The following is a 24,994-nucleotide window of genomic DNA, read 5'->3' as shown; positions in this document are numbered from 1 at the left end:
TTAGCCTGGGACCATTAGCAGCTTTTTTTTTCCTATTTATAGTATTGCAGTTACTTTTTAAGGCTAAAAGAAATCAGGTGGTGGTTAATATGACAAATAGCTTCTTATTTGATTGTTTATCCGATATTACTAGTCATGTAGCCGCTATTTGTGGCTCAGCTTTAGTAACAGCTGCTATGGCGCCTTAAGACATATTTTTCTCTCCAGATGTTTTTAGTTTAATAGAATAAAGCGCCTTGAATTATCTTTTTTAAACCCCTAGGTTTATTTTATTAAAAAGCTATTTCTCCCTGAACCATATAATTCGTCCTTATATCCCAATAATAGACGTAGCATTGTATTGGGATAACCTAATTCTTCTCTTAATCCTTTAGTTGTTATATTGGGATTCTTATATAGAATATCTTGAACTCTTGCCATTTCATGAGTATCAAAGGATGTTTTATGAATGACGAAAGGGGAAAGGTGTTCAGCTATATTAATTTGAGTTAATTCCTCGTTACCAGTCCATTCAAATAATCTAATTTGATTTTGAAAACGTATTAGATTATCACCCTCTATTAAAAATCTATAAATCAAATCACTTTTTATTTTCGAAACATCACTATCAACCAAGTAACTTTTCTCTAATAGAAACACGACTATTCCTATAAAGGTATCAATAATTTGCAAAGGTATCGATTTTTCGGAGTCGTGTGAGATAACTTTTCTAACGCGGTAATTTTTATTTCTGTATGCGGAATGAGCGTTCATTTGTTCAATAAGTTTATTGTTTAATTTGATTTTGTCATATTCGTAGTTTCTATCAATTTTTATTTTAACATTTACTAATTCCTCATCACTTTCTATATGTGAAAAATCTCACGTTAAGCCATAAAATAAGCGTTCAGGAATTTTTATATAGAATAATTCCCTTAATTCTTCAGTATTTAATTCAATCTTTTCCGCTGACCTAAGAGCAACTTCATTATTAACAATCAAAATATTTATTCTTACATTCTCATTTATAACAGTGTGTAAAGTTTTAAAATACTTTTTTATGTGTCTATCCTTGGTGTACTCACGAAAATGCAATTCACTTTTTGAATTATTTTCCTTATTAATTGCATAAACCTTTTTTACTATAGAAGCTAAAGAGGAATCTGTACCTCCGTAAGCCCCATAATAAGAAAATTTTTTGTTAAACTGATCAATTTTATTAGATTCATCAAAATAAATTAGATAGTTCATATCCTCATACCCCAAAAATTTTAATCATTGACTAGTCAATGAAATTTATGTATTATAATAGATAAGATGTATTAGTTTCTCCGCTACCGTTTAGGCAGAGCTGCTAATACAGTGAACGGGAATTAGCTTTTCCCCGCTACCGTTAAAGGCAGGGCTGAGCTAGTAAAACGTAGAGACTAGAAATTATTTCTAGTCTCTTTTAATTATACCAAATTAGTATTATTTAAGTCTATTATATTATTCGTAAAATACGTATTATACGAACAATAGTTTCTATATAGTGAGGTGATTTTTGGCTATCTCTAAGCAACATGAATATTATGAAGGAATTTATTAAAGGAAATGCCATTTTTTGTTGAAAAATATGTAGATGACAAATTGGATGTTCGCCCATCCCTCACCTTATTTAATTATGTCCGAAATGTTTAAAAACTTCTTTGAATGGTTGATTGCTGAGAAAATTGTTGATTGTGAATCGCTTAGATCTTTTCCTGTTCAAGCTTTAGAAATATTGTCACTTGCTGATGCAAATAACTATTTTAAATTTCTTGGTAGGAAAAAATATAGGGTTTCTAAAAAGGAAGATGAAATAAAGCAAATCGATGTCAAAACGGTAAATCGTCATAAGTCATCCCTCCGTTCACTTTCTATGTTCTGTGTTTCAGCCCAGTAAGGTGCCACATTAAGAGTTTCTTTAAATAAGGACGTCATCTTATAGGTCTTTTAAAAATTATATAGAAAAACTCCCAAATATAAAATTAAAGACCCTCATTTTTACAAACAGGCACTTCTTGAGTAAGCATATTGAATATAGTACTACAATACCGTGTCGAACTTTTTAAACAGAGAGATGAAAATAGTCCCTTAACCCTGCCCTTCCTTTTTCAGTAATTTTGACTGCACGTGTCTTTGGTAAGCGAACAATCCATTCTAATTCAAAAAGACGACTGGCAAGTTGCTCACCTAAAGCACCTGCAAGATGATGTTGTCGTTCGCTCCAATCCAGACAAGCACGAGAAAAGGATCGACGCTTTTTTCTTATCACAGCTATATCTATACCGAAGTCTGCGAAAAATTGTTCACCTTTGGGAGTCACTTTAAACTCCTTTTCCTCTTTTTCCAAATAACCAGCTTCCACCATCGATTCAGTTAACCCTACTCCTAGTGAGTATCCTTCTTTCCAAAAAAATGACAGTGCAGGGAAATTTTGAGTACTCACTCACTTTTTTGTTGACTTTTTATAAAAACATTCATATACTTTGATTTATAGTGATTGAGTACTCACTTTTTAAAAGGAGGAACATAATTAATGAATCCATCCATATCCATTCAAAATGTTAGTAAAAGCTTTGGTAAAAAAACTATCTTAAAAGACATTCATTTTGACATACAGGAAGGAAATATTTATGGTTTCATCGGGCCATCCGGGGCAGGAAAAACGACACTCGTTAAAATGATTGTCGGAATGGAAGTGCCTGATCAAGGGGCAATTTATTTGTTAGGTGAAAAAATGCCGAATTTGCCCATTTTACAAGAAATTGGGTATATGGCTCAATCCGATGCCTTGTACAACCAACTGACCGGTAAGGAAAATTTAACGTTCTTCGCTTCCCTTTATAAATTAAACAAAGGGGAACGGTTACGTAGAATTGAATATGCTGCGGAATTAGTCAACTTAACATCAGACCTAAATAAAAAGGTATCAGCCTATTCCGGGGGGATGAAACGCCGATTATCACTCGCCATTGCTCTAATTCAAAATCCGAAAGTACTCATTTTAGATGAACCAACAGTCGGCATTGATCCCGAATTAAGAGAAAGTATTTGGAATGAACTACTCCGATTAAAAAATGAGGACGGAAAAACGATTATTGTTACGACCCATGTCATGGATGAGGCAGAAAAATGCGATTATATTTCCATGATTCGCGAAGGCTCACTCATTGCGACCGGAACACCCGAACAATTGAAAAAACAATATGCGGCCGATAACTTAAATGACGTATTTTTGGCAGCGGGGAGGATGTAAAATGAGAACGATAGCGCTTATTAAAAGAATCTTGTTGCAAATTTTACGAGATAAACGGACTTTAGCCCTGCTATTTATCGCCCCTTTATTAATACTAACACTGATGGACCTCGTCTTTAACGGGAAAACAGTGAATCCTGTTTTAGGAATCGAAAATGGGAACAAGCAAATCATTCAATCTTTAAAAGAGGCAGACATCGTTGTCAAAAATTATGAAGGGGTTTCCAACACGGATGAGGTCATGTTGAAATATGATTTAGACGGATTATTAGAAGTAAAAGGGGAAAAAGCAACATTAACATTACTTAACGATAACCCAACGGTAGCCAAAAATTTAGAAATGAAAGTACGGCAAATATTTAACAAACGAGCTCAATTACAACTCTTGGACACAAATAATATCCAGAGGAAGCAACTTCAAGATGCGATCATTCAAACAAAATATGTATATGGAAGCAGTGACACTGAACTATTCGATACGTTTAGTCCTATGTTAGTTGGGTTTTTCGTTTTCTTTTTTGTTTTTTTAATTTCCGGCATCGGCTTATTAAATGAAAGAACAACCGGAACTTTGGAGCGTTTAATGGCAACACCGATTAAAAGAGGCGAGATTGTTGCAGCCTATTTAATCGGCTACGGTCTATTAGCCTTTTTACAAACGATTGTGATTGTCCTATTTGCGATTTATGTGCTAGATATCGTTTTAGTTGGTTCCATTTGGAATGTTATCTTAATCAATGTTATTGTAGCTCTTGTTGCATTGTCGCTCGGAATTTTATTGTCTTCCTTTGCAAATTCCGAGTTTCAAATGGTTCAGTTTATTCCATTAGTCATCGTTCCACAAATTTTCTTTTCGGGTATTTTTTCCATTGAAGGAATGGTCGACTGGTTGCAGGTCTTTGCTAAATTTATGCCGTTGTACTATGCTGCTGATGCTTTAAAAGGTGTCATGTATAAAGGATTATCCCTATCCGACATAAGCCAGAATTTATACATTTTATTGGCTTTTGCCGCAGTATTTATTGTATGTAATTTGTTTGCCCTCAAGAAGTATCGTAAACTGTAAAAAGGATGGTGACTGAAATGGGAAATAGTAATTTATTGAATAAAATGGCGGAAATTATCCAGAAATCCGATAACCAAACAGCCAAGCAAAAGAAAATTATGGAAGTAGCCATTTCGCTGTTTGCAGAAAAAGGATATTCGAATACAGCGACAGCAGAAATTGCTAAACTTGCGGGAGTAGCGGAAGGAACAATTTTTAAACATTATGGAACAAAAGAAAACTTATTATTATCGATCATGGTTCCGTTCTTAAAAGAGCTTTTCCCCTCAATGGCAGATGAATTATTTGAAGAACTGATGACTGATAATATATCCTTTGAAGAGTTTTTAAGAAAGTTTTTGAAAAATCGTACGCATTTTCTTTTAGATAACCAGGAAATATTCCAAGTCTTCATCAAGGAAATGATTTATAAAGAAGAGTTGAAAAATGAACTACTTCCTTATATATTCGAACAGGCTTCACCACGTTTAGCAAAGGTTATCGACGTTTTCCAAAAGCGAGGTGAAGTCATTGATCTTCCCATTTCCCAGATTATAAATGTGTTAGCTACAACTGTATTTGGTTTCTTCATTTCACGTTTTGCCTTACTAAATCGTCAATATCTAAACGATGAAGAAATTGATCATATTGTTCGATTTATTATAAATGGGATTGGGAGTGCCCCTAATCCCTGATCTTCCCTAAGTCTTAAATTTCCTGAACAGTGATACCACCGCCCTTGTAACTAACGACTTAAAATTAATACGAAGAAAAGTAAGCTCGATGTAACCCATTTGTCTAAAATAATATTCGTAATTGCGTTAAACATATATGCAAACAGCCAGTCCTTTTTAGGCGGACGTTTCATAAGGACGGGCAAGAATCCAATGGAAAGGATAAGTAATCCATATAAAAACTTCATTTCATTTTTCTTACCACCCATGGCATTCACCTCAGTACTAGCTTATTACTTGTACTGGTTTTTATCCGTTTTTATAAAAAATTTACATGTTGGTTAATGAGTCATGCCTTGATTCTACTTATTCACAATTTTGTCATACGTGTTCGCCGTCAAGATATAATATCCGGTATATATAACAACAAAAGCTAACATAGCCGTAAGAATCGGGATTATAATACTCGCTCCTATTAAACTGGATATAAAATTACTAATAAAACTCAACAGAGCACTACTATGAATGAGTCCTACTATTAAAGGCAAGCCAAATACAAATAGCGTCTGTTTCTTGATGGATTTACGAATATCCTTTTTACTAACACCGATTTTTCTTAAAATTTCATAATTCTTCTTTGCCTCGTTTGCCTCCGTTAATTGTTTGAAGTAAATAATACTCCCCGTTGCAGCTAAAAATACCAATCCTAAAAATCCGAATATAAATAGAGTTAATGCATTTCCTTCTTTTCCTTCCTTATATTCCATATAAAATGATGAATGAGACTGGAAATCTCCCTCAATAAGCTTATTTACTTCTTTAGATGTTTCCTTTGCCATGGCCTCATCTTCCACTTCATATACTTTATATACTAATGGTGCATTCTTTTTGGCAAGTTCATCAAATGTTTCATCACTTACAACGACAAAGAAATCAGGATAATCAAAGGGCAAAACACTTCCTTCAAGCATCGTTTTGATTGTTAGTTTTCGATTTTCTTGAGGTAATTTTAAAATTAATTTTTCTCCTTTAAAATCCGCTTCCGTATATTCTGTTAACCTCGGCTTGATTACTGCTACTTGGTTTCCTGATAGTGACACCGTTTCATTCCTGTTCAAACCCTTTGATGCTTCATTAAAGGTGCTTTCTGAGATTAATTTTATCGGGTTTATTTCGTAATCCAGTGAAAATGAAAGCTTACCATTGTCCTCAATAACCGGAATATCAAGTTGTGCAATGATTGGATGGCTTTTATCAGCTTCAATCACTTTCTTTACTTGATGATCGAAGTCCTCCTCTTTTGATAAATGACTGTAGCTAAACGGAACCATTTCTTCCGCATTTTTTTCATTGCTATAATAGCCGCTGTATGTTGCACCAAAAAAACTAATCGTTGCTGCACTCAATAACGCAATAACCGTAAAAGTACGAGCATTCCCCCGAACCCGAAACAAAATTTGAGATACTTCTATTAGCTTCGTTCCTCTATAATAAAACGGCTTATTTTTTTTAGAAAACTTCAGTAAATAGACGATGACAGATTGGAAAAAAAGCAGAGTACCAATAACTAAAGCTATTAGGGCAGGACCATAGTTTTTCAGCAAATATGCTCCGTCTAGTTCATCGGGAAATGGTCTTAAAATAAGCCAATAACTAACTGCTAACAAAACAACTCCAGTGATGGCTGATAGAAATGACGCTTTTATTTCTTTTTCTCCTTGTTTCTCCGCCTGAAATAACTCAATTAATTTATAACGATAAATCAAACGATAACCTTGAATGGATGTCATTAAAATGATAATTAAAAATACAATGACTGTTTGGATAATGGCTAGAACTGATATGCCAAAATCAACTTCAACGGTTGAACCCATTAGCATGATTAATATCATGGCAAACAATTTTGATAACAATGTCCCAAAAATAAGTCCAATAAATAATGCAATTAATCCCATGATTAAGTTCTCATAAAACAACATTTTTGCAATTGTTTTTTTACGTAGCCCGAGCATTGAGTACAACCCGATTTCCTTTTTCCTTTTTCTCGTAAAAAATGAATTCGAATAAAAAATAAAAATCGCTACGAACAAAATTAACATGAAGGATGATACCAAAAACATGAAACTCATCGTATCCGACAACTCAATACTTTCTTGAATTTCTTTACTATACTGTAACGATACAAAGGTATAGTAGATAACCATACTGAACACTAACGATACAAAGTAGACGAGATAATTACTAATATTTCCCTTAATATTTTTCTTTGCTAAACTAAATAACGTCATTTGCTCCACCCCCAAGTGCCGACAATACATCCAACAATTTGTTGAAATAGTCTTTGCGGTGTTCCTTTCCTTTTACTAGTTCCGTGAATAGTTTACCGTCTTTAATAAAAAGGACTCGCTGGCAGTAACTTGCAGCAAACGGATCGTGGGTAACCATAAGGATCGTTGCTTTATCTTGTTCACTCAAATCCTTTAGACTTTCTAACAAATCTGTCGCGGACTTGGAATCTAGCGCTCCGGTCGGTTCATCTGCCAGGATTAAACTTGGTTTTGCTACGATTGCACGACAAGCAGCTGTGCGCTGTTTTTGACCACCAGAGATTTGATACGGATATTTTTCTAAAATAGAACTGATTCCAAACTTATCCGCTACTTCACGAACTCTTCTTTCTAAATCATTCACATTTATTTTTGCTAAAGCTAATGGAAGTACAATATTTTCTTTTACCGTTAGCGTATCTAACAAATTATAATCTTGAAAAATAAAGCCAAGTTTATCCCGACGAAAGGCAGATAATTGTTCTTCACTCATCTTGGTGATGCTTGTTCCATCAATGGTAACCTCACCCGATGTCGGCTCATCAATCGTTGCTAAAATATTCAGCAATGTTGATTTTCCGGCACCTGAAGGCCCCATAATTCCTACAAATTCCCCTTCTTGAACCGTTAAATCGATATCATCAAGTGCTGTAAAAACATTTCCTCTTGCCCCATATACTTTTTTGATTCGTTTTGCATCGACTATTGTTTTCATTTAATTTTTCCCCCAAAAAGAATTCTTTCTATCACATGTTCTATTGTAAACGGAACTCGCTTTATGTAACCTTACAAGTCAAACGGTAAACCTTACATTTTTGTCACTAATGCGAAAGATTTTATATGATAAGATAAAGTTGAGTGAACAGATGCATGTTTCTTGATATCAATCAAATACTAAATACATTAATGAAACAGGAGTTTGGCCTATGAAAATTATGATTGTAGAAGACGATCATACGATTCGGGATTTGTTAGGTGAAATGCTAGAAAAATGGAACTTTGAAGTTATAAAACTAGAGGAGTTTGATCATGTATTGGAAGCATTTTTAAACGAAAAACCTCACCTTCTGTTATTAGACATAAACTTACCATTTTTCAATGGATTTCACTGGTGCAATAAAATTAGAGAAGTTTCACAAGTACCGATAATTTTTATTTCTTCCCGTAATACAGCAATGGATATGGTGATGGCCATGAACATGGGCGGTGACGACTTTATCCAAAAACCTTTTGATACGGATGTTCTATTGGCTAAAATCAATGCTCTATTGCGTAGGTCCTATTCGTATACGGATACAGAACCAAACGTACTTGAACATGAGGGAATCATATTGAACTTGAAAGATTGGAAACTACTTTATGGAGATAAAAGCGTGGAGTTGACAAAGACAGAATTTCTTATTCTTAAGCTACTCCTGCAAAATAAAGGATCCGTCGTTAACCGAAAAAAAATCATGCGAAGCCTTTGGAAAGATGAAAACTTTGTAGATGATAATACGTTAACCGTAAATATCGCTCGTCTCAGGAAAAAAATCGATGAACTTGGAAAAAAGAATTTTATTACAACCAAAAAAGGTGAGGGATACATAATCCAATGAGCTTTTTTGAATATATAAAAGATAAACGTTATTTCTGGGTATTTTATTTAATCATCATGACATTTGTTTCTTTAATTATGTTTTTAGGTGGCAATCATCAAGAGATAGGGAGCAATATTTTGTACATAAATATTAGTTGTTTCTTTTTTGCACTCCTCTATACAACTATTAGCTATTTTTATCGGAAAAAGTTTTTTCAACAATTAACTGAAATTATTGAAAGTCAACATGAAGAAATATTAGCAATGCTACCCAAAGCCCAAACTTATCAACAAAAGCAATTTCTTGACCTTTTTAAAAAAATTTATCAAAACTATACCAATGAGCTTCAGACATTGTATGATGAAAAACGTGAGCATCAAGAATTCATTATATCTTGGATTCATGAAGTTAAGATACCCATTGCTGCAAGCCGGTTATTAATTGAAAATAGTGATGATATGTCAACTGAATTACTTGCCGATAAATTCGAGGACGAACTTAATAAGATTGATAACTATATTGAGCAAGCACTTTATTATTCCCGTATTGATTCGTTTTCAAAGGATTACTTCATCACGGAAGTACATGTAAATCAAATCATTAAAAATAGCGTGAAAAAATATGCAAAATTATTTATATCTAAAGGCATTCACTTTTATATGGAAACGAAAGAGCAATTTGTTCAAAGTGATAATAAGTGGCTCGGGTTTGTCATCGATCAAATCATAGCAAATTCCTTAAAATACACAGATGAGAATGGTAAAATCGCCATTCAATTTGATGAAGATAGTAAAGAAAAAAGGCTAATCATTGAAGATAATGGCATTGGTATCAAACCAGAAGATATTAATCGAGTCTTTGAAAGAGGATTTACCGGCTCGATTGGAAGAAGCTATGCCAAATCTACCGGAATCGGACTATATCTGGCTAAACAATTGGCAAAAAAATTAGGGCATGATATTACGATCGAATCTGAGGAACATAAATTCACAAAGGTTATTATGCACTTCCCTAAAATGAGAAATTACTATAATTTATAAGCCAAAAATTATCTTTTTATAAAGCAGAGACAAGAATTCTCTGCTTTATTACCATGATATATGTATTAAACTGTTTTTATCCAAACCCAAGGATCCTCTTTTACGCCTGTAGGCATATTAAGTTGGTACCTAAAAGGTTGCTTTGCCTCGGTTCTGTTTACTTTACTCAAATCTCCACCGATAAACTAATTTTTTGAAAGTGAGATGCGGTATAACTTATCGTCATTTTTTTGTGGATTTCCTCGCCCATCTGAATTATTACTAATGAAGAAAAGGTTACCACCTTCAATAAGCACATGTCGAATTCTGCCCAGATCTGTAATAACTTCACGATATTCACCTGTTTCAAGGTCAAATTCTAAAACGGCAGTTCCTCTTAATGCGGAAACATACAATTTACCGTTATGATAACCCATTCCAGACGGTGCCCAAGTTGACTCATCCCCAGAGGTGAATAGCGGTGAAACCATTCCATCTTGTTCTTCATACCCTTCAATAATTGGCCAACCGTAATTTTGACCGGCTTCAATTCTATTTATTTCATCATTGGCGCTGTTTCCGTGCTCACTAGCAAATAGTGTTCCATCAGGCAACCAAGTAATTCCTTGAGGATTACGGATCCAGATCTTTCAGTCAGATAGAAGGTATCATTCATTCTTTCAATTGACCAAGGAACGTCGAGATTTTCCGCAATCACTTCTAATTCATCATTTTCTTACTGACTTTTTGGTTTGTTTTGCTCATTTCTATTATGCACTGTAGTTTGTTGATTATTTGAAGAACAACCGATTAATAAAAATATAAGCGTAATATATACAGTAACAATTTTTTTCAATGGCAATCACCGCTTTCCCAACTATTAACATTGTACTAAAGTCAATTACGAATCGATACTATACATTGGAAGCTAAAACTCGTTCATATGCCGCGTCAACTTGATCCAAAATTTTTTTCATCGAATTCTATAAAATAGCGGAGGAAAGAAAACCTCCATCATTTGATAATTAATTTTATTTTTATGCCTTACTTTTACTCAAAATACTTTTGTAAAATATGTTTTAGACCATCCTCATTATTACTCAAAGTGACCTCATCAGCGATTTTTTTTACCTCCTCTGGTACATTCCCCATCGCAACACCTGAACCTGCATATTTTAACCTATCCATATCATTAAAATTATCTCCAATGGCCATGATTTCCTGATTTGTAATTTGATATAGGTTCTCTAGCTTTTTAATAGCATTAGACTTCGAAGCGTTACCTGACATGATTTCTAAATAGGTATCCTTTGACTTATAGATAGTTAAATTAGGGAATTTATCCTTTAATGTTGATTCAAGCTGATTAATTAATTGTGGTTCTCCCATACACAAACATTTATGGATATCATGGTTTTCTTCAATAAATGAGGGGAGTTGACGCTGAATATGAGAGATATTTGTAATTTTTTGTTCTTGTAGAACCCATTCATTTTGCCTGTCACTAACCACCCATTGGTTTTTCAGAAAGCGTTGCATTTAATATTGTAATTTAAGATCAATTCTGAACGGATTCCATTATGGAAAATAATTTCCCAACCTAAAAGAGGAAAACAATGGAATAGAAAGAAAAGAATAGAGAAAGAATGCTTAAAACCTTTAGTAGACAAGGAATTGAAGGGGTATTGGATAAAAGAAAAAGAGCTGAACCCTTATTGGATCCAGCCCGAAATTTTATTGATTTCTTGTTGGGAAATAATCCCGATTGCCTCTTGATACATATCCACTTCCCGCCCGTTTCTTCTCTTGCTTCTTCCGCTTCCGATACCAACTTTATTACATGGGTACCGACTTTATTACAGAGGGAAGAAGAAAATAACAGGAAGATACGAGAAAGTAGCAGGAAGATATGGAAACAACAGAGCCCCCTTGTTATGTCCAAGAGGGCCAACTGATTATTCCACCGTCACTGATTTTGCGAGGTTGCGTGGTTTGTCAACGTCGCAGCCGCGGTGAAGGGCGGCGTAATATGCGATAAATTGCATTGGTACAACAGAGATAAGAGGTGTTAATAATTCATGCACTTGCGGTAAGACGAAACGGTCACCGTCCATTTCCAGTCCTTTCATAGAAATGATACACGCATTAGCACCACGGGCCGCAACTTCTTTTACATTACCGCGAATTGGCAAATTAACGTTCTCTTGAGTTGATAAGACAAAGACCGGTGTGCCTTCTTCAATCAAGGCAATAGGACCGTGTTTCAATTCTCCACCGGCAAAACCTTCAGCCTGAATATAGGAAATTTCCTTCAACTTCAAGGCACCTTCTAAGCAAACGGCATAGTCTAACGTACGACCGATAAAGAAGCTGCTACGAGCAAAAGACAAATAGTCACTTGCGATTTGTTCAAATGCATCTCTCGTATCACAAAGTTCCTCCATGGCACTCGCAACAATGCCAAGTTCATGGACGAGATCCACATCAATGGCCAGACCTTTGCTTCTTGCAACAACCTCAGCCAAGATGGACAACACCGCCACTTGTGCCGTATAAGCTTTTGTCGATGCAACAGCGATTTCCGGACCGGCGTGAAGCAACAATGTATAATCTGCCTCACGAGATAACGTAGACCCGGGAACATTCGTAATGGTCAATGCTTGATAACCCATTTTCTTAATTTGAACAAGAACGGCACGGCTGTCTGCTGTTTCTCCGCTCTGTGAGATAAAAATAAACAATGGTTTTTCCGATAACAATGGCATGTTGTAACCAAATTCACTGGCCACATGTACTTCAGTCGGAATTTTTGCCAACCGTTCAATTATATTTTTCCCGACCATACCGGCATGATAACTCGTTCCAGCCGCAATAATATAGAGCCGGTCTGCTTGATTAATGGCTCCAAGAATATTTTGATCAATAACCAATTCACCATTATCATTGGAATACTTTTGAATAATTGTCCGAATAACAAATGGCTGTTCATCAATTTCTTTTAACATATAGTGGGGATACGTACCCTTTTCAATATCACTGGCATCTAATTCAGCAATAAACGGTTTTCGTTCTACTTTTCTGCCATCTAAGTCAAAAATTTCCACATTTTCACGCGTGACAATAACCATTTCTTGATCCATTAGTTCCAGAAATTCTTTTGTAACTTGTAACATTGCCAAGGCATCCGATGCGACCACATTGAAGCCGTTACCTAGACCGACAAGTAGCGGGCTTTTATTTTTTGCAACATAAATAACATCTTTATTTTCTTCGTCAAGTAAAGCTAGAGCATAAGATCCTTTTAATATTTTCAACGTCTTTTGGAAAGCTTCTTGAACAGCATATCCATCATTGACAAATTTCTCAACTAATTGAACAACGACTTCCGTATCGGTGTCACTTTTTAGTGAGATATCCGACAAATATTCCGCTTTTAATTGTTCGTAGTTTTCAATTACTCCGTTGTGCACGATTGTAAACCGTCCCGTTGCACTTTGATGCGGGTGAGCATTTACTTTGCTTGGTTTCCCGTGAGTTGCCCAACGAGTATGACCGATTCCAACGTTTGCCTTTACTTGTTCATTAACAATAAATCGTAAATCAGCAATCCGTCCTTTTTCTTTAAAAAGATGGACTCCTTCTTCATTTAAAACGGCAATCCCGGCAGAATCGTATCCTCTATATTCAAGTTTTTCTAGTCCTTTTAATAAAATTTCCTTAGCGTCCTTATTACCGATATAACCAACTATTCCACACATAGTTTCCAGCCTCCTAATGTCCGGGGGCAAGAGGTCAACTATATATGGATTTTATAGGGACATCTTGCCCCCTTATCTCCATTTGTAATGGCGCATTTTTCTCTCCTTTGTCCAAAAAGTCACCTCTTTGTTTTAGAGAGAAATCTCGACTATGCGCAAAGTCGGAAGGTATCCGCCGAAAAACTCGATAAACCTTCTCCTCGTCAACTAGTATTACGGTTCCCATTAGTTTATCATTCATGAATCTTTCTTCATCAAGATACGTGCATACCCTGTTTGACAAAGGAATATACAAGCACAGAAACATTCTGACTGATAAACTCTCCAGTCCTTGAGTGAAATGGGACCTTTACTAGTTCTGGCGCTTTATTAAACTGACTTATACGATCCTCCTTTCCTCCAAAAAATTAACAGGACATATTCATCATAATTCAATCCACTCTTTTTAGTCAATAGGGAAATTATTCACATGCTTTACCTTGGCGTTCATAGGATCGTTGAAATCCGGTAAGGACTGAAGTTACTTTTTTTTAAATGCCAAAAAGAGCGGATAATAAAATATATGCATAAAGGAATTGAACCGTTCCTTTATGCATATGTTAAAAGTAAATCGCGTTCTGCTTTTTTACAATCGCTTAGATTTTTTTACAACCGTGTTATTCACGTATTCCCATTTCTTCTTTTACAACAGCGGTAATTCTATTCACATAAGCTTCACATTCCTGTTCGCCCGGTGCTTCTACCATGACACGCACGAGTGGTTCTGTACCGGATGGTCGGACAAGAACTCGTCCGTTTCCTGCCATTTCTTTTTCTACCTCTTCAATTACGGCCTTTACCTTTTCATTTTCGGTTACGTGATGTTTATCGGTCACCCGGATATTGACGAGTTTCTGCGGGTATTTTTTCATTTCTTTTGCAAGCTCCGATAACGGCTTGTTCGTTTGTTTTAAAATATTTATCAATTGCAGTCCTGTTAACATTCCGTCACCTGTTGTATTATAGTCAAGGAAAATAATATGCCCGGATTGCTCGCCTCCAAGATTATAGCCATTCTTTTTCATTTCCTCTACAACATAGCGATCTCCTACATCTGTCCGAACACTCTCAATCTCAAGTGCTTCTAATGCCTTATAGAAACCAAGGTTACTCATGACAGTTGAGACGACAGTTTGTTGTTTCAGTCTGCCTTCATTTTTCATATACTTGGCACAAATGTACATAATTTGGTCGCCATCAACAATTTCGCCTTTTTCATCAACCGCAATCAACCGGTCCCCGTCTCCGTCAAATGCCAAACCGACATCCGCTCCTTTTTCAACAACAAATTTTTTAAGGGCGTCAGGGTGGGTTGACCCAACTCTATCATTGATATTTAAACCATCCGGTGATGCACCCATTGTTGATAAATCGGCGTCTAAATCGGCAAATAAATAGTTTGCTAAAGATGAAGTCGATCCATTGGCGCAATCGAGTGCAATATGAATTCCGGAAAAATCTTCATCGACGGTCTGTTTTAAATATTGTATGTACTTTTGCCCGCCTTCAAAGTAATCATTCACGACACCAAGATCCTTTCCTACTGGTCTTGGTAAATTGTCTTCATTCATATCAAGATATTGTTCAATTTCTGCTTCTTGATCATCTGTTAGTTTAAACCCGTCAGGACCAAAGAACTTGATTCCATTGTCTTCAACCGGATTGTGGGAGGCTGAGATCATTACGCCGGCATGTGCACTCAAGGCCTTCGTTAAGTAAGCAACACCCGGAGTTGTAATAACACCTAATCGCATTACTTCAACACCGATTGAAAGCAGCCCGGCCACGAGCGCACCTTCCAGCATGTGACCGGATATGCGAGTGTCCCGTCCAATCAAGACTTTTGGACGTTCCGCATCTTTCGTTAAAACATATCCGCCATAGCGTCCTAATTTAAATGCCAATTCCGGTGTCAGCTCACTATTTGCAACTCCTCTAACTCCATCAGTACCAAAATACTTACCCATAAAAACTCTCTCCTTTTTTCCAATCATTAACCGGTGATAACTCAACTTTCCGGCTCTTCTATTATCCTTCAGCTGTAATTTTTACTTTTACTGTTGTTCGTTTAAGTTTCCAATCTATCGAATCAGGACCCTCTGCCTGAATTTTCAGCTCATGTTCTCCTTCAGTTAACCCTTCCGCATTAACGGTCAGATTAAAACTGGCAACATTTATATTTTGTAAAACTTCCGGTGTCCCGATTACATCAATATCGACTTGTCCGTTATCCGGATCAAGGAAATCAAGTGCATATTGATTACTTAATCCGGTATAGTTTACCGGGACATTTTTAATCGTCCTTGTTTCTTTCGTTTCAGTCGTCACTTTTACATTAATTGCTTCAGGTGTCACAGCGGTTATCCCATTTCCTAAAGTGATTGGAATTGTTAGTTCCTGATCACCCGAAATATTAGCCACATTTACCGGAATTTCGATACTTGAAATTTTATCTAATGCACTTTGTCTTCCATATAGAACAACTTCTCGTACAGCCGGTTCAATATTTTTAATGCTTACCCCCTCTTTCGGTGTTCCTTGTTGTTTAATAACAACAGGTACCGTTTTTTGTGGGCTTTTAACCGGAATTGTGACTTCCACTTCGGCCGGTTCTACCTGTACGTTTAGTTTATTTAAGTTTTGGTCAAGAACGGATACACTCGCTTTTTGAGTAAACGTTCTATCAATAACCTCATTTCGCTCAACAATTGCTTTTACATAATTGATTTGATCAATGACATCTTTTCCGCCTGTAATTTTAACTTTTTTTGGTTTTATAACCGGTTCCTCTGCTTGGTAGCCATCTTCCAGAAGAGCTTTATTAAACTGTATATCAACAGTGAATTCCTTTGTTACTTTTTCTTGAACATTTACATTCACTGCTTCAGGTTTTATAGAGACAGTTAATTTATCCGAAATATCACGAACTTGGAATTTCACCCTCTGTGTACCTATTTCTGCCTTGGTCAAATCAAGATAAACTGTAAAATCCCTCAAATTTTTAGCCGATTTAACTAAACTGCTATTGCCCTCAACAATGACGTCAACAGTTTGTGGAGCACCGGTGACGACAAAATTTTCTTCATCATAATATAAAACAACAGGTACATCCTCTATCGTTTCCGTGGTTGTATTATCCCTGGCGGCACCTGATGCAGGACCCATTTGGTCTATATAAGCTGTTATATATAAGAGTAAAGCCAGTACTAAGGCAAGACCCCGGACAAACCATTTGCTTTCCATTAATTTATTTAAAAATTTATCCATCTTTTATCACCTCTTTTTCACCCACTTGCTCCAAAGATTACTTGTGGTTTGGGGTTCCAAAGGTTTTACTAACTTTTCGGTTAACATGCTCCGGAGCTGTTCTAGTTTAATTTCTCTGTGAAGTTCTCCATTTTTCGTTAATGAAATCCCTCCTGTTTCCTCTGAGACAACGACGGTAATACTATCGGTAACTTCACTAATTCCAACAGCTGCTCTGTGCCTTGTACCAAGTTCCTTTGAAATAAACGGACTTTCTGATAAAGGCAAATAACAGGCTGCCGCTTTAATCTCATCGTCTTGAATGATCACTGCCCCATCATGTAAGGGCGTGTTGGGAATAAATGTATTGATTAGAAGTTCCGATGTAACTTTTGCATTCATCGGTATGCCAGTTTCAATATAATCATTCATTCCGGTCTCTTGGGCAATTGATATTAAGGCACCAATCCGCCTCTTCGCCATATACTCGCAAGCTTTTACGATGGCATTTACAATTTGTTCTTGCTTTTCTTCCTCTTTTTGTCTTTGCCTTGTAAAAATTCGGCCACGACCCAGTTGTTCTAGGGCACGCCGTAATTCAGGTTGGAAAATAATAATGATTGCCAGAAAGCCCCATTCAATCACCTGTTCCATTAACCATTCCAAAGTTCTTAATCCAATTATATTACTCAAACCACGTAAAATAAGGATAATAAATATTCCGTTGATTAATTGAACAGCCTTCGTTCCCCTGACAACCATAAATATTTTATAAATTAGGTACCATACAACTAGAATATCAACAACACTCGCTATATAATCAACAATCGTAAAATCGGCAAAAAAATCAGCAAATGGCATAAAAACCTTCCTCCAATTATCTATGCAAAAACGTTTCAATCCATCCTTTTAACAAGTAAATTTGTCCACATACATTCCATAGGCAAAATTGACAACCAACAAGATGCCTTTTTCAACAAACAAATCAGTCCACATACCCCTATTATATCCTATATTCTAAACGTGAACATGATTGACAAAGATTTTGTTTGTTGAGCGTACAGGCAACAATTTCCCCTTTATTCACTTACCCTGGAACTGAAACGTTGTAAAAGTGATATATCATTCTAATTTGATTAGCTTTTTTATCCTTTAATAGACATTCAGTTAACGATATACAAGTATGGGGGTTACTAAGTATTTTACTGTATATCATATTTTTTTATTATACCATAACTCATAACAACAGAAATTTTTTTCACCATTTTTTGCAGAAGACCATCTCCAAATGTATGAAAACCAACTAATACTTGCAAAAAGAAAAGCACACGGAAAGATTTCGAAGCTTTCCGTGTGCGTTTATTTTATATCCAAAAAGTTCCAATTTGACTAAAATTGCTTTTGTTCTTTCTTTACATAAAAAAAGGTCTTTGAACACGCTTGATCACAACCATAAGATTTCCACTTGGTAAGATCATCCGTGTAAGAAAGGACCTTTATCAACGGATTTATTATTCCTTACCCGTTAACATGTTCATGGTACTTTCAAATATATGTTTCATTTGATACCATAACCACTCAAATGCCTCATTAATCTCCACAATATCGCCTGTAACCTGACCGGCCGAGGCCATATATGATTCTCCATTAACGATTTCCCCGTTAATGACTGTTACACTACCGTCAACTTTTCCGTCAATACGGATATCGCCATTTTTTACAACAATATCTCCTGTAACCGTCTCTCCTTCAGGCACGATAGCTGTGTTATTCTCAATGACTAAATCAGGGTTTTTTGTAACAGAAAAGTCATCCCCTGACCAATGAGACAATAAACTTGCAGCCATAAATATGGAATAGATACTTGCAGCCGTTAATACCGGATGTCTTGAGAACCATCGTTTCACACTTACTTTTTTCTTTTCTTTCGGTAAATTCATCAGCACTTTTTGCGTAAAATCTGCCGGTGCTTGAACATGTGAGATACTTTTTACTAAAGCAATGGATTTTTCAAGTTCCTGAAAATGTTGGCGGCAGTCGGCACAAGATTTTAAATGTACGGTTAATATGTTTTTATGTTCCGGTAAAATTTCCCCATCTAAATATTCATGCATATATTCAGTTATTATTTCAGGACATCGATTCAAAGGTTTTCACCTCACTCAAATATGCCGGAGTTGTTTGCGAAGAGCTTCTCTCCCTCTATGTATTCTCGTTTTGACAGTTCCAATGGGAAGATCCAAAATCTTACTAATTTCCAATAGGGGGAGTTCTTCGATATATTTTAAAACAATGACTGCCCGATATTTTTCCGGCAATTTTAGAATTTCATTTTGAATGATTTCTTGCAATTCAATTTTTGAAACCTCTTCATCGGGTGCAAGTTGGCTGGCGGGTATTTGTGAATATAAGGTCAACCCTTCTGTTCCTGCCACTTCAGCATCTAAATAATAATCAGGTTTCTTTTTCCTGATCCGGTCGATACATAAATTGGTTGCAATACGATATAACCACGTGGAAAATTTTCTGTCAATATTATATCGTTCAATATTTATATATGCACGTATAAAAGCCTCTTGTGAAATATCTTCAGCCTCGTGAGAATTCCCCAACATTCGGAAGCAAAGTTGAAATACTTTATCTTTGTATAATTCAACGATCTCCCCAAACGCATTTTGGTCCCCTTTTCGCACTTGTTTTATCCGTGATTTCACAAACTCATCCATTCATAACCCTCCGCTCTATGCGGCTATTTATTTTACGAAACAGCAAAAGAAAAGTTTCATTAATCTTATTATACTATGAATTATTTTTTTATTGAGGGGAAAACTAGAAATTTTCTTTATATACAATTAGGAAAACACTTGGAGTTGCCTGCTACATGGGATATGTATTATTATTGGAAATTTTTACTTATGGTGTAAAAAAATCGCGGTGGTTACCTGTTACATGAGATTTGTATCATTTCCGGAAATTTGTACTTTCCGTCGTCACAAAAATCACGCCGGCCGTTACCTGTTATGTGGAATTTGGATCCTTACCTCCCGACTTTGACAGTTACAAAAAAACAAAAGGCTGAAAACGTGGATTTAACAATGTTTTCAGCCTGTATTATAGTTTTTGTTATGTATATATGCAAGTAGATATGCATTGATTTTTTTATAAAAATTTAGTATAGTAAATTTTAAGAACTAATTTTATAATAATCTAAAAAAGCCTTATTGTAAATAGTTTTATGCATATCTACATTCAAAAAAATATTTAACTCCTTGAAAATGTTGACCTAACGCTGTTTTCAAGGAGTTTTTATCTTTTTTACTGTCAAAGTCGGGAAAATCACGCCGGCCGTTACCTGTTATGTGGAATTTGGATCCTTACCTCAAAATTTATACGGGCGTACATGTAAAATAAATGGGTCCCCATCTAATTTTTAAAATGAGAACCCTTAATCACTAATTATATAAAATTTACGGTTATTTTGCTGATTCATAATAGACTTTCACCAAAAAGCGAGGCCATTAATCCGACGGCAAGTATCCCCGTTTTATTCTTCTCATCTAATATAGGATTCACTTCAACGAATTCCGCTGACGTAATCATTTCCGATTCAAAAAACATTTCCATAGCCAAATGACTTTCCCGGTAATTCAAGCCGCCTTCTACCGGAGTGCCGACACCCGGTGCATAAAGTGGATCTAACCCGTCTAAATCTAATGAAAGATGAACACCATCTGTACGATCTTTAAAATATGCAATCGTTTCTTCTATAACTTTTGGAATGCCCAGACGATCAATTTCATGCATGGTATATACTTTGATTCCTTTTTCTTTAATTAATCTTTTTTCACCTTCATCTAATGATCTGGCACCAATAATGACGATATTCTCAGGTTGAATTTTTGGACAATAGCCACCAATTTGCGTAAGCGTCGTTTCACCTAATCCAAGACTGACCGCTAGGGACATGCCATGAATATTTCCCGATGGTGAAGTTTCCGGTGTATTTAAATCTCCATGAGCATCAAACCAGATAACCCCGAGTCTTTTAAAATATTTTGAAATGCCGGCAAGTGTTCCAATCGCAATACTATGGTCTCCGCCAAGTACGAGTGGAAAGGAACCTTCTTTCATGATTTTGTCGACTTTATCTGCAATTTTTGTACTCGCTTGGACAACCGCTTCTAAGTTTCGCAACCCTGTTAAAGGATCTGTTGTCAATCGATCTCTACCAATCTCAATATCTCCTAAATCATTCACTTGGTAACCCAGGGATTCCAGCCTTTCAACGACCCCCGCATAACGGATTGCACTCGGACCCATATCGACACCCCTGCGTAATTGCCCTAAATCCATCGGTGCTCCCACAATTGAAATTTTTCCTCTCATCTTTTTCTACCCCCCTAAAACATATTGTAAATGCCTTCAAGCGATGACTCAACCTAGCAAAAAATGGTATAAATAAACACTTTTATTATAGCAATCAAGGAAAAATTATTATAAGAAAAGGAAAGGAATGCTTTCGTAGATTCCTTTCTCAAGTTTGACACTGAAAACCGTCTGGAACATTGTAATTACAGCGTTTTTGGCCCATATTTAGGGCGATAAAACTGCGTACTTTTTAGCTCTTTTGCTGCTAAAAAGTAAATAAATTGTGTGATAAAATTATTTTGGGCAAATTATTTCTTAGCCCTTCATTTAGCAAAAATCACTTTCTTAGTTGTATTTTTTTCGCAAGTAGTTATATTTATAATTAAGTCATGCGGATTTGGTATGCTTCCTTATCCCTGGGTGCCTTTTTCTGATGTTTCGCAGCTTTAAGGCTGTATGGTTGTAACTAATCCGGTGTTTAAACAGGTATCTTTACCAATCGTTAAAAAATGGCTGAAAGAGAGGGATAAACTTCATGCCCAAAAAACAAACCGAGGCAAATAAGAAGTGGCAAGAAAAAAATAAGGATTATGCTAACTATATTAGTGCACGATCCCGAGCGCGCAGTTTCATCAAGAATAAAGCCACCCTTGAAGATATTGAGGAATTTAAAAAATTAATTGAAGAGCGTGAAAAATTTTTAAAAAGCGAGGACACATTTAGCTAAGAGGAAATCACTTTTTTTACAGTCAATTTTGCCAGGGGAATCGTCCTTAGAATATCTCTGCAAACTACATTATAGAAATCCCTTCTTTTTGACTTGCAATTTTTGTACCCGGCATGAAACGAAGCATCTTTACCGGTGGATAGGTCTATCAAGATCTTGTCATAAAACAACTGAAGGGACACCATGTTTGTAACGGTTTTTGTTCTTGTCAACAAGGAACGGTCATTCCAAAAACTCTTAATTACGGAAAATTACAAATATCCTTAGAATGTAATTGGGTTTATAGGGTCTTTACCTTAGAGAATACAGGAAATTGTTCTCATTATCAGATTTCTTCATAACCAGGCATCGATACTTGACTAACGAATAATACTTTAGCAGTATTACCTCTTCATGATTAGTGTTTCTGAAACTCTGTACGACTAAAATCGGCAGGTTCTTATCTACGCAAACTTCTTCTATACTCTAATTATTCATTATTTCTAATGAATAATTACAACATAGAGACACTGGTTTATTTCGATAAGACTTTCACGAACAAAGCTCGCACTGTTGTGCCACTTTAACGTTCGTCTAAGGCTCGTTTCAAAACCTGTTCATTAACCAAATTACATCACAACTGAAATTGCAAGACTCACTATCATCCCATGTCTAAAGACGATGGGCTTTCTCGTTTGAAAAATCCGTAGTAAGGTCACTGAAAAAGCACAAAAATATCAACTTGAACAAAAGAGATTATTGGGTTTATCCCACAGAACTTCAGTAAATTCATATTTACTTATGGACATATAATAATTGAAAGTGTAACAGTTTAGCGCCACTCTGACCGTATTTTGTCCGGCAAGCGAGATCACTTCTTAAGGACAGTTTGATGTGGTTGTTAATTAATTTTGATCGCTTAGGCTTTTCTTAAGGATAGTTTGGCACATGTCTGAATCTATTTTTTCCACGGATTCGTTTCTTATTTAGTTTTTATAGTGGTTATGTCGAACCGAAAAATAGGAAATTGCCTATTAGTTGCCTGTGGAACGATAAAAAATTGTTCCACAAAAAAACGACCCTTGAATATTCAAGATTCGCCTTTTTTAATGTTTTTCGCAATATAAGCGGAAGACGGGACTCGAACCCGCGACCCTCACCTTGGGAAGGTGATGTTCTACCACTAAACTACTTCCGCACAAATTTTTTAAATTAAGATAAAAACAAATTTACTCCCTTTAACATCATAAATTTTTTATCTTTTGAATAAAATGACTGGGCTAGCTGGATTCGAACCAACGAATCACGGAGTCAAAGTCCGTTGCCTTACCGCTTGGCTATAGCCCAATATGTTTTTATGGTGGAGGGGGACGGATTCGAACCGCCGAACCCTGAGGGAGCGGATTTACAGTCCGCCGCGTTTAGCCACTTCGCTACCCCTCCATTTATGTTAATTATGGAGCTATGCCGACTGCAGGACTTGAACCCGCAACCTACTGATTACGATTCAGTTGCTCTACCAGTTGAGCTAAGTCGGCAAATAACTTTGTGTCTTTAATAAAGATTTCTTTTATTGACCTAATCCTTTTCTCGTTTTAGCAAAATTTGTGTATCAAAGCAAACCAACATACTTGGTAAAAACTTGTTAAAGAGTAATAATATTGGTCAATATTATTTTTAAAAGAAAAAGTGGTGGAGGTTGACGGGATCGAACCGCCGACCCCTTGCTTGTAAGGCAAGTGCTCTCCCAGCTGAGCTAAACCTCCAAATGGTGACCCCTACGGGATTCGAACCCGTGTTACCGCCGTGAAAGGGCGGTGTCTTAACCGCTTGACCAAGGGGCCACAATAAATTACTCACGCAAGTTGACGCTTATTATTATATAAAGAATGCGCATGATTGTAAAGAGAAGATAGTAAGTTTTTATTTTCTGATATTTATCTTATTCCTTAAATGTTAATCTGTCTTACTGGACTAATAATTTGAAGGCATTAGGACGAAGGTAGCATTTAAAAGGTGGGTTTTTTATATACTTTTTTGAAACATGTTAAAGATATCCATATCAAGTTATAAAAACAAGCGGTTTCGAATAAATACCGAAACCGCATTTAATTTACACTATTAAAAAGCTTCCAATCGGGCTCGAACCGATGACCTCTTCCTTACCATGGAAGTGCTCTACCTGCTGAGCTATGGAAGCATGGCTCCGCAGGTAGGATTCGAACCTACGACCGATCGGTTAACAGCCGATTGCTCTACCACTGAGCTACTGCGGAACAATAAAATTTTACCACTAGTTTATCTTTTAAAAATTACCTTTTGTAAATAATAAATGTTTTAAGTCAATTTTCAACTTATTTAATAAATAATGTTCCAAAGATTCTACACGACTAAAGTTATGGTCCTTCAAAAGGAAATCTTTGTAATAACATTAGAATATAAAACATGCCTGGCAACGTCCTACTCTCGCAAAGGCAAGGCCTTCACTACCATCGGCGCTGAGAAGCTTAACTTCCGTGTTCGGGATGGGAACGGGTGTGACCTTCTCGCCATTATTACCAGACAATTATCAATGACATTTTTTATTATACTAAATAATATGTGAGTTTGCAACACATACTTCATTCTCTCAAAACTAGATAACGTAAGGCTACTTCCCGAGTAAATAAATTCTAATAGGTTAAGTCCTCGAACGATTAGTATCCGTCAGCTCCACACGTCACCGTGCTTCCACCTCGGACCTATCAACCTTGTCATCTTCAAGGGTTCTTACTTCCATAAAGGAATGGGAAATTTCATCTCGAGGGGGGCTTCATGCTTAGATGCTTTCAGCACTTATCCCTTCCGCACATAGCTACCCAGCGATGCCTTTGGCAAGACAACTGGTACACCAGCGGTGCGTCCATCCCGGTCCTCTCGTACTAAGGACAGCTCCTCTCAAATTTCCTGCGCCCACGACGGATAGGGACCGAA

At 36.2% G+C, this 24,994-nt stretch carries 20 protein-coding genes, 8 tRNA genes, 2 rRNA genes and 1 pseudogene (1 of these 31 cut by a window edge); 6 read left to right on the top strand and 25 right to left on the bottom strand.

Annotated elements, in window-relative coordinates; genetic code table 11:
• Window positions 1-264: 264 nt before the first annotated feature.
• The 3 genes from NSQ14_RS01065 to NSQ14_RS01055 all read right to left on the bottom strand — a co-directional run bounded on the left by NSQ14_RS01065 (window position 265) and on the right by NSQ14_RS01055 (window position 2,353).
• The gene (locus tag NSQ14_RS01065) at window positions 265-615 is read right to left on the bottom strand and encodes a hypothetical protein (RefSeq protein ID WP_231553255.1); all 351 of its coding nucleotides are present in this window, start codon (window positions 613-615) and stop codon (window positions 265-267) included.
• Between the two features lie 246 nt (window positions 616-861).
• Window positions 862-1,230, bottom strand: coding sequence for a hypothetical protein (locus NSQ14_RS01060; RefSeq protein ID WP_235369827.1), 369 nt, complete (start codon window positions 1,228-1,230; stop codon window positions 862-864).
• A gap of 838 nt (window positions 1,231-2,068) precedes the next feature.
• Window positions 2,069-2,353 carry a hypothetical protein gene (locus tag NSQ14_RS01055; RefSeq protein WP_141228000.1) on the bottom strand — a complete coding sequence of 95 codons (285 nt, stop codon included), beginning with the start codon at window positions 2,351-2,353 and terminating at the stop codon, window positions 2,069-2,071.
• A 186-nt stretch (window positions 2,354-2,539) separates the two neighbouring features.
• Between NSQ14_RS01055 and NSQ14_RS01050 the strand changes: the two genes are divergently transcribed.
• Genes NSQ14_RS01050 through NSQ14_RS01040 form a run of 3 tightly spaced genes read left to right on the top strand, consistent with a single transcriptional unit; the run spans window position 2,540 to window position 4,999 of the window.
• Window positions 2,540-3,259 carry an ABC transporter ATP-binding protein gene (locus NSQ14_RS01050; protein WP_034767152.1) on the top strand — a complete coding sequence of 240 codons (720 nt, stop codon included), beginning with the start codon at window positions 2,540-2,542 and terminating at the stop codon, window positions 3,257-3,259.
• Between the two features lies 1 nt (window position 3,260).
• The gene (locus NSQ14_RS01045) at window positions 3,261-4,325 is read left to right on the top strand and encodes an ABC transporter permease (protein ID WP_346216765.1); all 1,065 of its coding nucleotides are present in this window, start codon (window positions 3,261-3,263) and stop codon (window positions 4,323-4,325) included.
• Between the two features lie 17 nt (window positions 4,326-4,342).
• Window positions 4,343-4,999, top strand: coding sequence for a TetR/AcrR family transcriptional regulator (locus NSQ14_RS01040; RefSeq protein ID WP_346216764.1), 657 nt, complete (start codon window positions 4,343-4,345; stop codon window positions 4,997-4,999).
• Between the two features lie 50 nt (window positions 5,000-5,049).
• On the opposite strand, the gene NSQ14_RS01035 is transcribed toward NSQ14_RS01040, so the two are convergent.
• From NSQ14_RS01035 to NSQ14_RS01025, 3 genes are all read right to left on the bottom strand, one after another.
• Entirely contained in the window at window positions 5,050-5,247 is a 198-nt protein-coding gene (locus NSQ14_RS01035) for a hypothetical protein (protein WP_343127229.1), read from the bottom strand.
• A gap of 93 nt (window positions 5,248-5,340) precedes the next feature.
• The gene (locus NSQ14_RS01030) at window positions 5,341-7,266 is read right to left on the bottom strand and encodes an ABC transporter permease (protein ID WP_346216763.1); all 1,926 of its coding nucleotides are present in this window, start codon (window positions 7,264-7,266) and stop codon (window positions 5,341-5,343) included.
• On the bottom strand, window positions 7,253-8,020 hold the full coding sequence (locus NSQ14_RS01025; protein ID WP_034767147.1) for an ABC transporter ATP-binding protein: 768 nt from the start codon (window positions 8,018-8,020) through the stop codon (window positions 7,253-7,255). Before NSQ14_RS01025 ends, NSQ14_RS01030 begins: the two co-directional genes overlap by 14 nt.
• Window positions 8,021-8,231: 211 nt before the next feature.
• On the opposite strand from NSQ14_RS01025, the gene NSQ14_RS01020 reads away from it, so the two are divergent.
• Complete coding sequence (locus NSQ14_RS01020) at window positions 8,232-8,903, top strand: response regulator transcription factor (protein ID WP_346216762.1); 672 nt, start codon at window positions 8,232-8,234, stop codon at window positions 8,901-8,903.
• Entirely contained in the window at window positions 8,900-9,925 is a 1,026-nt protein-coding gene (locus tag NSQ14_RS01015) for a sensor histidine kinase (protein ID WP_346216761.1), read from the top strand. Before NSQ14_RS01020 ends, NSQ14_RS01015 begins: the two co-directional genes overlap by 4 nt.
• Window positions 9,926-10,110: 185 nt before the next feature.
• Here NSQ14_RS01015 and NSQ14_RS01010 read toward each other — a convergent pair.
• From NSQ14_RS01010 to rocF, 9 genes and pseudogenes are all read right to left on the bottom strand, one after another.
• Window positions 10,111-10,542: pseudogene (locus NSQ14_RS01010) on the bottom strand (PQQ-dependent sugar dehydrogenase); the annotation flags it as partial.
• Window positions 10,543-10,954: 412 nt separating this feature from the next.
• The gene (locus tag NSQ14_RS01005; protein WP_346216760.1) at window positions 10,955-11,416 is read right to left on the bottom strand and encodes an HAD hydrolase family protein; all 462 of its coding nucleotides are present in this window, start codon (window positions 11,414-11,416) and stop codon (window positions 10,955-10,957) included.
• A gap of 443 nt (window positions 11,417-11,859) precedes the next feature.
• Window positions 11,860-13,662 carry a glutamine--fructose-6-phosphate transaminase (isomerizing) gene (gene glmS / locus NSQ14_RS01000; protein ID WP_328186911.1) on the bottom strand — a complete coding sequence of 601 codons (1,803 nt, stop codon included), beginning with the start codon at window positions 13,660-13,662 and terminating at the stop codon, window positions 11,860-11,862.
• Between the two features lie 656 nt (window positions 13,663-14,318).
• Window positions 14,319-15,668: a phosphoglucosamine mutase gene (gene glmM, locus NSQ14_RS00995; RefSeq protein ID WP_346216759.1), complete on the bottom strand. Its 1,350-nt coding sequence runs from the start codon at window positions 15,666-15,668 to the stop codon at window positions 14,319-14,321.
• Window positions 15,669-15,729: 61 nt separating this feature from the next.
• Window positions 15,730-16,968 carry a CdaR family protein gene (locus tag NSQ14_RS00990; RefSeq protein ID WP_095142480.1) on the bottom strand — a complete coding sequence of 413 codons (1,239 nt, stop codon included), beginning with the start codon at window positions 16,966-16,968 and terminating at the stop codon, window positions 15,730-15,732.
• 6 nt (window positions 16,969-16,974) lie between these two features.
• Window positions 16,975-17,808 (bottom strand): diadenylate cyclase CdaA, encoded by an 834-nt coding sequence (gene cdaA / locus NSQ14_RS00985; RefSeq protein WP_034767134.1) that lies wholly within the window; start codon window positions 17,806-17,808, stop codon window positions 16,975-16,977.
• 650 nt (window positions 17,809-18,458) lie between these two features.
• The gene (locus tag NSQ14_RS00980) at window positions 18,459-19,094 is read right to left on the bottom strand and encodes an anti-sigma factor family protein (RefSeq protein WP_082026016.1); all 636 of its coding nucleotides are present in this window, start codon (window positions 19,092-19,094) and stop codon (window positions 18,459-18,461) included.
• Between the two features lie 15 nt (window positions 19,095-19,109).
• Complete coding sequence (sigW, locus tag NSQ14_RS00975; RefSeq protein ID WP_034767131.1) at window positions 19,110-19,673, bottom strand: RNA polymerase sigma factor SigW; 564 nt, start codon at window positions 19,671-19,673, stop codon at window positions 19,110-19,112.
• A 760-nt stretch (window positions 19,674-20,433) separates the two neighbouring features.
• Entirely contained in the window at window positions 20,434-21,333 is a 900-nt protein-coding gene (rocF, locus tag NSQ14_RS00970) for an arginase (RefSeq protein WP_034767130.1), read from the bottom strand.
• Between the two features lie 517 nt (window positions 21,334-21,850).
• Here rocF and NSQ14_RS00965 point away from each other — a divergent pair.
• Window positions 21,851-22,042 (top strand): hypothetical protein, encoded by a 192-nt coding sequence (locus NSQ14_RS00965; protein ID WP_034767128.1) that lies wholly within the window; start codon window positions 21,851-21,853, stop codon window positions 22,040-22,042.
• Between the two features lie 1,105 nt (window positions 22,043-23,147).
• Here NSQ14_RS00965 and NSQ14_RS00960 read toward each other — a convergent pair.
• The 10 genes from NSQ14_RS00960 to NSQ14_RS00915 all read right to left on the bottom strand — a co-directional run.
• Window positions 23,148-23,219, bottom strand: a tRNA-Gly gene (locus NSQ14_RS00960).
• Between the two features lie 77 nt (window positions 23,220-23,296).
• Window positions 23,297-23,368: transfer RNA gene (locus NSQ14_RS00955), tRNA-Gln, on the bottom strand.
• 11 nt (window positions 23,369-23,379) lie between these two features.
• Window positions 23,380-23,464 (bottom strand) — tRNA-Tyr (locus tag NSQ14_RS00950).
• 22 nt (window positions 23,465-23,486) lie between these two features.
• A tRNA-Thr gene (locus tag NSQ14_RS00945) sits at window positions 23,487-23,559 on the bottom strand.
• A gap of 152 nt (window positions 23,560-23,711) precedes the next feature.
• Window positions 23,712-23,787 (bottom strand) — tRNA-Val (locus NSQ14_RS00940).
• Between the two features lie 3 nt (window positions 23,788-23,790).
• A tRNA-Glu gene (locus tag NSQ14_RS00935) sits at window positions 23,791-23,865 on the bottom strand.
• 283 nt (window positions 23,866-24,148) lie between these two features.
• Window positions 24,149-24,221 (bottom strand) — tRNA-Thr (locus tag NSQ14_RS00930).
• A gap of 1 nt (window position 24,222) precedes the next feature.
• A tRNA-Asn gene (locus NSQ14_RS00925) sits at window positions 24,223-24,297 on the bottom strand.
• Window positions 24,298-24,468: 171 nt separating this feature from the next.
• Window positions 24,469-24,584, bottom strand: a 5S ribosomal RNA gene (gene rrf, locus NSQ14_RS00920).
• A 113-nt stretch (window positions 24,585-24,697) separates the two neighbouring features.
• Window positions 24,698-24,994, bottom strand: a 23S ribosomal RNA gene (locus tag NSQ14_RS00915); it runs 2,640 nt beyond the window's last position.

It is taken from the genome of Caldifermentibacillus hisashii (assembly GCF_039654145.1).
Classification (GTDB): Bacteria; Bacillota; Bacilli; order Bacillales; family Caldibacillaceae; genus Caldifermentibacillus; species Caldifermentibacillus hisashii.
Note: the sequence above shows the minus strand (reverse complement) of the source record. Positions and strands in the feature narration are given on the sequence as shown.

Excerpts from the sequence above, each read along its gene's own strand:
- NSQ14_RS01060 (WP_235369827.1), bottom strand. The coding sequence starts at position 1,230 with ATGAACTATCTAATTTATTTTGATGAATCTAATAAAATTGATCAGTTT.
- NSQ14_RS01050 (WP_034767152.1), top strand. The coding sequence starts at position 2,540 with ATGAATCCATCCATATCCATTCAAAATGTTAGTAAAAGCTTTGGTAAA.
- NSQ14_RS01045 (WP_346216765.1), top strand. The coding sequence starts at position 3,261 with ATGAGAACGATAGCGCTTATTAAAAGAATCTTGTTGCAAATTTTACGA.
- NSQ14_RS01040 (WP_346216764.1), top strand. The coding sequence starts at position 4,343 with ATGGGAAATAGTAATTTATTGAATAAAATGGCGGAAATTATCCAGAAA.
- NSQ14_RS01035 (WP_343127229.1), bottom strand. The coding sequence starts at position 5,247 with ATGGGTGGTAAGAAAAATGAAATGAAGTTTTTATATGGATTACTTATC.
- NSQ14_RS01030 (WP_346216763.1), bottom strand. The coding sequence starts at position 7,266 with ATGACGTTATTTAGTTTAGCAAAGAAAAATATTAAGGGAAATATTAGT.
- NSQ14_RS01025 (WP_034767147.1), bottom strand. The coding sequence starts at position 8,020 with ATGAAAACAATAGTCGATGCAAAACGAATCAAAAAAGTATATGGGGCA.
- NSQ14_RS01020 (WP_346216762.1), top strand. The coding sequence starts at position 8,232 with ATGAAAATTATGATTGTAGAAGACGATCATACGATTCGGGATTTGTTA.
- NSQ14_RS01015 (WP_346216761.1), top strand. The coding sequence starts at position 8,900 with ATGAGCTTTTTTGAATATATAAAAGATAAACGTTATTTCTGGGTATTT.
- glmS (WP_328186911.1), bottom strand. The coding sequence starts at position 13,662 with ATGTGTGGAATAGTTGGTTATATCGGTAATAAGGACGCTAAGGAAATT.
- glmM (WP_346216759.1), bottom strand. The coding sequence starts at position 15,668 with ATGGGTAAGTATTTTGGTACTGATGGAGTTAGAGGAGTTGCAAATAGT.
- NSQ14_RS00990 (WP_095142480.1), bottom strand. The coding sequence starts at position 16,968 with ATGGATAAATTTTTAAATAAATTAATGGAAAGCAAATGGTTTGTCCGG.
- cdaA (WP_034767134.1), bottom strand. The coding sequence starts at position 17,808 with ATGCCATTTGCTGATTTTTTTGCCGATTTTACGATTGTTGATTATATA.
- sigW (WP_034767131.1), bottom strand. The coding sequence starts at position 19,673 with ATGGATGAGTTTGTGAAATCACGGATAAAACAAGTGCGAAAAGGGGAC.
- rocF (WP_034767130.1), bottom strand. The coding sequence starts at position 21,333 with ATGAGAGGAAAAATTTCAATTGTGGGAGCACCGATGGATTTAGGGCAA.
- NSQ14_RS00965 (WP_034767128.1), top strand. The coding sequence starts at position 21,851 with ATGCCCAAAAAACAAACCGAGGCAAATAAGAAGTGGCAAGAAAAAAAT.